This is a genomic window from Clostridia bacterium, assembly GCA_035561135.1.
GTDB lineage: Bacteria > Acidobacteriota > Terriglobia > Terriglobales > Acidobacteriaceae > DATMYA01.
Genome location: DATMYA010000049.1, coordinates 1 through 8,364 on the forward strand (window position 1 = coordinate 1; position 8,364 = coordinate 8,364).

Annotated in this window: 9 protein-coding genes; 2 read left to right on the forward strand and 7 right to left on the reverse strand. The window is 57.0% G+C overall.

Annotated elements, in window-relative coordinates:
• Positions 1 to 190 (forward strand): VOC family protein (locus VN622_10380; protein HWR36263.1); only part of this gene is annotated, 190 nt, incomplete at its 5' end.
• Positions 191 to 274: 84 nt separating this feature from the next.
• Here VN622_10380 and VN622_10385 read toward each other — a convergent pair.
• The 6 genes from VN622_10385 to VN622_10410 form a co-directional block, all read right to left on the reverse strand.
• The gene (locus VN622_10385; protein ID HWR36264.1) at positions 275 to 1,708 is read right to left on the reverse strand and encodes a tannase/feruloyl esterase family alpha/beta hydrolase; all 1,434 of its coding nucleotides are present in this window, start codon (positions 1,706 to 1,708) and stop codon (positions 275 to 277) included.
• A gap of 9 nt (positions 1,709 to 1,717) precedes the next feature.
• On the reverse strand, positions 1,718 to 1,915 hold the full coding sequence (locus VN622_10390) for a hypothetical protein (protein ID HWR36265.1): 198 nt from the start codon (positions 1,913 to 1,915) through the stop codon (positions 1,718 to 1,720).
• Complete coding sequence (locus tag VN622_10395) at positions 1,869 to 2,120, reverse strand: YdeI/OmpD-associated family protein (GenBank protein HWR36266.1); 252 nt, start codon at positions 2,118 to 2,120, stop codon at positions 1,869 to 1,871. The genes VN622_10390 and VN622_10395 overlap by 47 nt, the downstream gene beginning before the upstream one ends.
• A 204-nt stretch (positions 2,121 to 2,324) precedes the next feature.
• A complete protein-coding gene (locus VN622_10400) occupies positions 2,325 to 3,368 on the reverse strand; it encodes a hypothetical protein (GenBank protein HWR36267.1) in 1,044 nt (347 codons plus the stop codon).
• Entirely contained in the window at positions 3,319 to 3,957 is a 639-nt protein-coding gene (locus VN622_10405; GenBank protein HWR36268.1) for a hypothetical protein, read from the reverse strand. Before VN622_10405 ends, VN622_10400 begins: the two co-directional genes overlap by 50 nt.
• A gap of 605 nt (positions 3,958 to 4,562) precedes the next feature.
• Positions 4,563 to 6,233, reverse strand: a complete 1,671-nt coding sequence (locus VN622_10410; protein HWR36269.1) for a restriction endonuclease — start codon at positions 6,231 to 6,233, stop codon at positions 4,563 to 4,565.
• Between the two features lie 235 nt (positions 6,234 to 6,468).
• Here VN622_10410 and VN622_10415 point away from each other — a divergent pair, with 235 nt between their 5' ends.
• On the forward strand, positions 6,469 to 7,815 hold the full coding sequence (locus tag VN622_10415; protein HWR36270.1) for a PIN domain-containing protein: 1,347 nt from the start codon (positions 6,469 to 6,471) through the stop codon (positions 7,813 to 7,815).
• A 276-nt stretch (positions 7,816 to 8,091) separates the two neighbouring features.
• Here VN622_10415 and VN622_10420 read toward each other — a convergent pair.
• On the reverse strand, positions 8,092 to 8,364 hold a 273-nt coding region (locus VN622_10420), incomplete at its 5' end, for a DUF4159 domain-containing protein (protein ID HWR36271.1).

Sequence of the window (8,364 nt, forward strand, 5' to 3'; positions counted from 1 at the left end):
CGGGAATGGCGGCCAAGAAAGCGCGTGCGGTTGGTGCAAGGACCGCTGGGGCCTCTCCTGGCAAATTACCCCGCGCGCGCTAACCGATGCGCTTGCGGCTGGTGGCGGTGAGGCAAAGCGTGCCTTCCAGGCGATGATGACGATGAAGAAGATCGATATCGCCGCCATCGAGGCAGCGCGGCGAGCATGACGTGAAGACGCCGAGCTGCCTTCATTAATCGTGGATCACGGCCATCTGGAAGGAACCCAGCCCACGTCAATCGTTTCCAGTTTGTCAATAGCCCTGGACTCTGCAGGTGTAGTTCCCGGCGTCGTTGGTACTGCCGGTTCCTTCATAGACAGTTCGTTGCGGGCATGGGCAAAGGGAGCGAGTCATGTCGATGCCGCCAAGTTCGTTGACTCTAGCGACGGTGATGGATTTGGGGGGCTCGTCCTGTTCGCGCCAGCGTTCGAGCGCGGCGAGGGCGTTGAACTGATTGGGGCCGGTGCCGCCGCCGCAATGGGCCATACCGGGGACCATGAAGAGACGAAGCCAGTTCTCTTGATTTGGGCCCATTTGTCTCAGGACGGACTGGTAATAAGAGATGGTATTTAGTGCGGAGATCGTGCCGCCGGAACCTCCGTCGCTCCAACCGTGATAGAGGAGGAGTTTGCCCCCGCGCGCTTTGAATTTTGCCAGGTCTGGGTTGACAGCCTGGATTTCTTTCCCGTGCCGGAGTGCTCGTTCGATGTCCTTTTCGAGGTCGAAGGTGCGCCAATCCCAAGCGGGGTTTTGATTGGCGATGTAGCGGAACAGGTCGATGTCCATGCCGCCGGGTTGGGTGGCGCCGGCGGGAAGGCGCCAGCCGAGTTCACCACCAAAGGGGAGGCGCGGGTAGAGGAGTTCGCCGGTGGATGTACGTGCGTCGGTGTAGGCGGCGTTGACGGTTTCCATTTGCGGGGGGGTGAGGCAACTTGCGGTTTCGGGGCCGTTGCACTTGAGGACGCTGGGGTCGAAGTTGCAGTCGCGGGGGTCTTCGAGGAGGCGATCTTTGACGCCGTCGTTGGCGTCGCATTTGTCGAGGACTGCGTCGTTGAGAAGCTTAAGTTTTTCAGGCGGCAGCGCGTGTTGTGGTGACTTGAGCGCTGTCATCAACAGACGCATGCGCCAGGCACAAAGGTAAATCTGATTGTTAGCGGGCGCGCCGGCGATGATGCCATCGAAGTCTTCCGGGTAACGCTGCGCTGACATCAGACCTTGGCGTCCACCTGTTGAACAGCCCTCCCAATAGGACAGGCGTGGGCCACGTCCATAATAGGCCGCTACCAGCGCCTTGGCCTTGACGGCGGTTTCGTGAACGGCGCGAAAGGCGAAGTCGACGATCTTCTCGGGGTGGCCGAGTGCAAAACTGCCGCTGCCGCCGGTGTGACCGGTGTCGGTGGACGCACTGGCATAGCCTTCGCGAACGGCTTTCGTCATTCCGCCGGTGTTGACGCTACCGACGAAACCGCCTCCGCCTTCCATGAGGAATTTGCCGTTCCAATCGGCGGCCGCCGGCAGCCAGACTTCGGACTTGATTTCAGAATCAGCCGACGGCCGGAGAGTGATGGAAACCCGGCAGTGAGTTGCGGTTTGCGCCGCTGCGGTGATTTCGGGCAGGCGAGCCATGTCGGCACAAGGTGTCTGGGCGAACAGAGGGACGGCGAGAATAGGGAGCAGTAGGCGCATGCTCACAGGCTACTGCGTTCCGGCGGCCGGGCGATTGGCGCCAACGACGTCGGAGACCGAGATCCGCTTTCCACCGCGGATTCCAAGCCGATCACTCGCAAACCCGAAGGTGGCAGACTCGAGTCCGCGGTTCCGGTTGCCCAGTTTGACCATCTTGAACCTAGCGGTGGGCGCATCCGGGCCAGCAACAGGGCCGTCGTTTTCCATCCTTTAAGCTTGCACAGCCCCACTCGATCCGGCGGCTTCTGGTTTCTGCTTTCTTAGCTGAGTCAATCCAACATATCCACTCGTTGCGTGCGAGCGGTGTAATATCCTCCCATGCTGTCAATGCCTGCGGGTCGGATGCAAGTGCTCTTTTCAGATCTGCGGGAATTCTGTGAACCACACCACCAGAGATCTTGTTTCGAGGCATACATACGCTTCCTTTCGCAGGTTCCAGCGGCGCTAGGATCTCCGCTGACCAGCGGATTTGGATCCTTGAGTCATGTGGAGTCCTGTCCCTCAGTTTAGCTCGGCGCTTCATGGTCAACTGGTCGTGTCACGCGCAATCCGGAACTTGGGCTGTCGGAAGCCGACTTTTCGGTACCAATCGCCAGCCCGCGCCGCCGTTCCAACGTCAAAGACCCTGCAGCACGGTGGAACTCTTATCTTGATGATGACGAAAGTACGTCCAGAAGGCGTGCGTAATCAAGGCGTTGTCGGTGACAACCCGAACGACGCTGCCCGTCGTGCGCTCCTCAAGCAAGTAGAGGCCGCCCTCGTGCAGAATGTGAAGATCAAGGTTATTCAGAAGCACTCCGCGAAGCAGCTTTGCACAGTGCTCGGGAGTTCGAGCAACCAAAATACCGTGCGCAACCCCAGTATCATGATCAATCTGCAGCCCTAGAGGATGGTCTAGCCGAAACGTGTCTGCGCGCCTGTCGAACGCGGTGCCCTCCGGGACGTAAACGATGACCGGCTTGCCCTGCGCAAGGGTCGCCGCAAGTTCAGAGTCTTTGCCCATCGTGTCGGTTGTCCCCGCATTGTACAGCGTGACTGAAGCACGTTGCAGCATTAGGCATTCGATCAATCCTTTTGTTACCCGATCATCTTCGTAAGAAAGGGTTGGGTCGAAGAAGCGAAGTTTCAGGTTCTTCACAGAACGATCTTCGAACACAGATTCGGTGAATCTGTGCTGGCTAACGAAGTCCGCCGCTGCGCGCATCGACGTCGCAACGTAGACATCAACATAGGGTAGGGACAGGTACCTGAGCGTATTCTTCCGGCCAATATCTCTCGCTTCTTCCTGTCGCGTGAGAAGCGCACTGCTCTCGGCCCTGAGTGTCGCCGCCAGTTGCCCCAAGTCGGAGCAATCGCGACCGTTCAGCACCTGGGCGAGTCGATCGTTTAGAACGGGCGGAAGGCTAGCGAGTAGCGCAGAAAAATCCTTCTCGTTGAGCGACACTTCAGCTATAGTCTGCAAATAGACGAACGGTTCGATGACGGCGGACGACAAGTATCCGAGCAGGTGAAGATCTTCTTCTGGGATGGTCGCGATTTCCTTGAATTCGGTTCTGGCATCGAAGGACGCGGTGTCACGTACGGCACACGCGGCTTTCAGCGCTTCGAACTCAGGCTTCGAACTCAGGCTTCGAACTGGTGGCAAAGGCGCGATAGGCAAACTTGAAATTTCCGAAGACCCACATCGCGGAAACGCGATATCTGTCAACGGCGTGCTCAAAGCCATCGATTGTGGTAACACCGGAAAACACCCAATTGAAAAAGTGCTCCGACGCGAGGGGGCGTCTACAGTTGACCATCAGGCGGTTGAATGTCGTGATGTCAAGTGAGATGCTTCCATCACTCTTCACGATGCAATCGACAATCTCCTGCAATAGCCAAGGAGGGCAGATAAGCGCGCCGTATAGAATCGAGTCTTTAGTCGGGCCAATGCCGAGTAATTTCGCAACCCCAATCAGGAAGCGCTGTCGCGGCTCCGCGGCCGTAGCGTTGTTGGTGGGCCAAGTGCCCTCCGGCGGAATAATGCGGACCTCTACGTCCGGGTGCTCTTGTGAGTAGCGTTCGAGTGCGGAGGTTTTCGGCCAGTCGATACTGCCCTTTACCACCTCAACGATGACCGGTTTGCCGTCTTTGGCGGCGAATATGTCAGGTCTGTACCCATGAACCGATGCGGGTCTTTTGAACGATCCGCCTAAGCGAGCCTGTACGTCATATCCGTCGCGCAAAAGCGTAAGGGCCTCTCGGCGCACAATTTCATCGTGCTGATGTGGGGATAGGACAATTTCTCCATGGTCAGTTACTTTCAAGAGGTTAGAACCCGCAAGTATTATAAAACACTTTTCGTCTCGCCTCGCTTGCGCGGCGAGACACGGTTTCCCTCTGCGACGACGCACACCGAATCGCCGAAGAGATCCCCAGAGCAGTCGGGCGCCAGAGCGGCGAGGATGTTCAACTATTTTGATCCAGCTGTAACACCGTCCGTACAGTGACTGAACGGTCCGGGCACCGAATCGCATTGCCCAACCGGACTTGCACTGACACAACGAACTCGACTCTGTCCGGAGGCTCCAATCCGCAAGTCAGAATATTTGTCAATTCGGACCAATAGGTGCGCATGGCTGCGCGGATATCTTGGGTGAGATCCAGCCTCGATGCCCACTTATCGTTACTGATCGCGCGAACGCTCGTCCCGCCAGTTCTTGCTGCATACAGCCGCTGCACAGGCCTCGCGATGAACGAACGTCCCGTGCGGGACTCATCACAGGCTCACTTTCGAGCCAGTGCAGCCCACTCGTCAGTTGGACTTCCTGGCTTCAGTTTTCGTCGCCGGCACAAGGTATTTCGATTTAGCCTTCTAGCGCTCCTCTGCTCGAATGGTCGGATGCGCGGTGCGTTGCGCTCGTACGCTGCCAACAGGGATGCAGTTGATCCTGATGATCCCTCCCGTAGGCGCAGCGTTGTACGCCGTGAGAACTTGAGCTGCGTCTGTGAACCGAACCGCTTCGATTATAAGGTCAAATGGCCCCGTGTTGATCTTTGATTCTCCGAACTGACGAGTGATGCCGTCGTGATGCAGATTGATCCCGGCCGTTGGATTCTCCTTGATTACTTCGTCGATCCATTTCTGCGCGCGGTCCTCCTTGATGAGGGTTCCCGTGATGACATTGATGCCAGTGAAGGTCCCCTTGATGAGGCTCATGAGGAATGCGATGGTTTCCGCGTCGCCTTCCGAGATGACCGCTGGCATTCGGATGTCTGCGTCGTATGCTTTGGCGACGATGGTAGCGTCCTTAATCAGTCGGACAAGTCCTTCGTCGAGCGAGGGCACTTGTGTTGTGTGGGTCTTGGCGTGGAACAGTTCGCGCTCGTCTTCGAGGTCGTAGAGTCGCAGTTCGCCTGTTGTCTGAAGAACGTTGAGCGCCTCTGCGTATCTTTGAACGCTCGCGATGGGCGCACCTTCCATGCATTGGTCGATGTTGAAGGCTCCTCGCTGGTTCCTGATGGTGATGGTTACCGTGAACGGTTGCTTGCCCGTGCTTGTTAGTGTCAGTTCTTCGGTGCCTAGACTCGTTATCTCGAAGTTGATGAAGTCGTACACCACGTTCAAATGTTCGTTGCCGATGGTCAGCCTTGTCGGGATGAGCTTCGTGCCATGTCGGGGTCCGAGGGCGAGTGTTTCCGCGTTTTGCAGGTCAGGGAAGTTCAGGGTTGTGCGCAATCTGGTGAATTCTTTGGCATCGAACGTTGTTCCTCGTCCGGTTCTGATGTATTCGCCGATCTTGGTGACGCCGGTCCCGATGAACGAGACGTCGAGTTTTATTGGGTCCTCGCGAAGGGCCTGTCTATCGCGGGCGTATGCGTTGATGACAGCGTTCCCCATATTAACGCTGAACGCCGCATGGTTGCCGCCCGCCTTTGGTGGCCTGTCGGTCGTCATGACAAGTTCGTAATCAAATCGCTCGTCATGCTGCCTTAGCCTCTCAATATACTGCCGGGCATTCTCTATGGTCATGTTCCGTAGCTCTTCGTCACTGCACTCGCCCGTCTTGGTCACGAGTGCCCGGAGGTCCCTGATGCTAAGCCCGAGTTCGGGGAAGTAGTGATTCCTTATCGTATCTCGATGCATTAGTTCGCTGATGATGTCGCTTGCGGTCATGAGGCCGATGGCAAGCCCCGGTGTGTATCCTTTGGCGAACGTTTGGAACCATTCGTGAGCTTTGATGTCCATGTCCGTGCTGACGCAAAGAATCCAACGTTCGGGATTGTGATGCTCTTTAGCCGTGCGAAGGGACTTCTTGATTTGTTCTCGTTGTGATTTCTTGACGCCGTTAGGAAAGCTCTTTGCCTGCCAGATTGTGCTGCCGCTGGCGAGGTCGCCAATGAACGCATCGATTCCCTGATCGCCGCCGGCACCCTCGACCTTTCGAATGTTCGCGTCCGGGTGTCGTGCTGTGAGAAGCATAAACACGAGGTCCTCGAATTTGTCCCGATCGAGTTCCTTGAGGCGTTGGCGTAGAGAATCCATCCCTTATCAGTCCTTTTTCTCCTGGATAGTGTAGCTGCTAGCGCGTGCTGTTTCGCGTACGTCGGCCGTAACCGGGGCAGGGGAGTTTTTGGCGGAAGCGAACCGCTGCCACTCGTTTCGGGAATGCAGCCATCCCAACCTCTGTGTCGGCCCTGGCGTGCTTGATTGTCAGCTACGCCGCGGGACATCTCTCCGCAGCAATCTCCAGGTGCTCGGCGCTATGATCGGGGGAGCTATGCCGGAGCTCATCGCGTTTCTCGATACGAACACGTTTCTACATTTTCCGAGACTCGACCAACTTGACTGGCTGGCACTGCTTCATTCGACGGGCGTACGCTTAATAGTGGCTCCGGTCGTCATTCGCGAGCTGAACCGACACAAGGATTTTCCGACATCTTTGAAAACGCGAGAGCGAGCCGCTGCAGCCCTTAGGGTCCTGGACGAATGGTCCGAGCGGGCCTGGCCGGTTTTAATTCGGAATGGTGTCGAACTCCAGTTCCGGGATCAAGATCCACTGATTGACTTCGCCACATTCAATCTTTCCCGCGACATCGCAGATGATCATCTTATCGCGAGCCTGCTCGAATACAACATCGAAGCAGATTCAGGCGCAACTCGCTTGGTTACTGCGGATTTGGGGCTGAAGCTTAAGGCGAAATCACACGGTATCTCTGTTGTTCAATTACCAGCGGGCCTGCGTTTACCCGACGAACTTCTCCCCGAGGAGAAGAAGCGCCGCGAACTTGAATCTGAAGTGATGCGGCTCCGCAACCGCCTGCCTAAGGTGAAGCTGCTCTTTAATACCAACGAACCACAACTGAGAGTGCAGTTACCAGCGCCGAACCGGCTGAAGTTCGAGACCCCCAGCGCGGCTGAGCTTCGGGCCAAATACACGAAGATGGAAGTGCCTGGGGTCAAGCAACCACGTTCGTCGGAACAGATTCTCGCCTCGTTAAACGAAATTCCAGCCGAAGACATCGGGAAGTATAACGAGCAACTTGATTTGTTTTATGCTGCGTACGCGGAATACGTCGTGGGCATAGAGCGCGTCTACGCGCTCCTAGCGAATACAATGCGCCTAGATATTTTGGCAGTGAACGAAGGGACTTGCCCCGCTGAAGGTCTTGACATTGTTTTGCACTTTCCGGATGGCTTCGCTCTGGTTACAGAAAGCGGGCTGCCGAAGAAACCACAGAAACCGAAGCCGCCACGTAAGCCGGAAACCCTCGCCGAGAGAATGGCGTCCGCTTTTCAGCTCCCAAGCGTTCTTGCGCGCGTACCTTCCCTCAATCTACCGGATTTCTCAAGACCCACGAACGTCAGTACGCCACGGATCCGCCGAACAAACAGCTACGACGTCAACGTGTCAATTGCCATGCTCAAGCACGGATTCGTTGAGTCTCTTGAGGCGTTCTACGTGATGTTCGACTCAGAAGCACGGATTGGCTCATTCACTATTGATTACAGTATTCACGCGTCGAACCTTCCCGATCCTTCGGAAGGGCGGCTGCATGTCATCATAAATGGCCCCTCAACGGATTCCCCGGGCCTTTCCGCCGCGCCTCAAGACTGGCTTGGGTGAACCTCGCGAGCCCGGATGGTCTCCGCGTTGTTGGGGTACTGGCCTGCGAGACGGCAGGTCGAGACGGGTGGCCGGGGGCCATACCGAAGTACCGGAGCAATGATCTTCCGTTGGATTACTCCCGAGAAACGCCCTTGTGGCCGCTGATCATCGTTCTACACGGCAGCATGGTCGCCCCGTCGTACCTCTAGGTCGTAGTCTCCAGGCGGCGTTCGAGGAGAAAAGAAAGCGGCCTTATTCGCCGGAGAACGTTGGCCAGCGGCTCGCCCGCGGGCTTTAGTGGGTCATGGCGTATAACACGTAGTTCGTCCCCATCCGGATGGCTTCAGATGACAGGCGCTCCGGGTAATCGGGATCGTCGGCGAACTCCCAGCCGTCGCCTACGTCCATGTTGAAGCAGATCGCTATCATCATGCGGCCGCGGGAATCCAGGATTGCCCGCCAGTGCGGTTCCGTGCCGCCGCGTTCGATGCCGGACCCGTGCACCACGTTGGCGCCCGGCACGCGCACCCGCTCCTGCATGTCGAACAGTACGTGAAACGGTGGGGC

What these genes read in the sequence shown, in the direction of transcription:
- VN622_10390 (HWR36265.1), bottom strand. Translation starts at nt 1,915, where the DNA reads ATGGAAAACGACGGCCCTGTTGCTGGCCCGGATGCGCCCACCGCTAGG.
- VN622_10385 (HWR36264.1), bottom strand. Translation starts at nt 1,708, where the DNA reads ATGCGCCTACTGCTCCCTATTCTCGCCGTCCCTCTGTTCGCCCAGACA.
- VN622_10410 (HWR36269.1), bottom strand. Translation starts at nt 6,233, where the DNA reads ATGGATTCTCTACGCCAACGCCTCAAGGAACTCGATCGGGACAAATTC.
- VN622_10415 (HWR36270.1), top strand. Translation starts at nt 6,469, where the DNA reads ATGCCGGAGCTCATCGCGTTTCTCGATACGAACACGTTTCTACATTTT.
- VN622_10395 (HWR36266.1), bottom strand. Translation starts at nt 2,120, where the DNA reads ATGCCTCGAAACAAGATCTCTGGTGGTGTGGTTCACAGAATTCCCGCA.